Below are 400 nucleotides of genomic sequence, written 5' to 3'. Positions count from 1 at the left end.
GCCCGCACCTTGCTGCTGTCGATCTCGGAGATCAGCTCGGAGCGGTGGTCGGCCGGTCGGTCGCGGCGCGCCAACATCCAGCCGAGCATCGAGCGCAACTGGGAATACGCCGTCATGCGCGCGTGGGCGTGCGTCGTCCAGCGCGACCTGCAGATCAGCGCGGTCCTCGACGACATCGCCTCCGGGCGCCCGGCGATCTATTCCACCTTCCTGTCGTACGACGAAGTGGCCCACCACAGCGGCGTGGAGCGCCCCGAGACGCTGCAAACGCTGCGCCGCCTCGACCATGAGCTCGACCGCATCGCCCGCGCCGCTGCCGAGGCTCCGCGGCCCTACCGCGTGGTGGTGCTCTCCGATCACGGGCAGTCGCAGGGCGCAACCTTCCTGCAGCGGTATGGCC

The 400-nt window shown here is 70.2% G+C and carries 1 protein-coding gene; it reads left to right on the top strand.

The window, feature by feature from the left end; genetic code table 11:
- The coding region (locus BJP32_RS16810; protein WP_198935318.1) for an alkaline phosphatase family protein at positions 1-400 on the top strand (400 nt) is incomplete at both ends.

It is taken from the genome of Brevundimonas sp. ZS04 (genome assembly GCF_001956865.1).
GTDB classification, from domain to species: domain Bacteria; phylum Pseudomonadota; class Alphaproteobacteria; order Caulobacterales; family Caulobacteraceae; genus Brevundimonas; species Brevundimonas diminuta.
The sequence above is the reverse complement of the archived record's forward strand: the minus strand, read 5'-3'. Positions and strand labels throughout refer to the sequence as shown.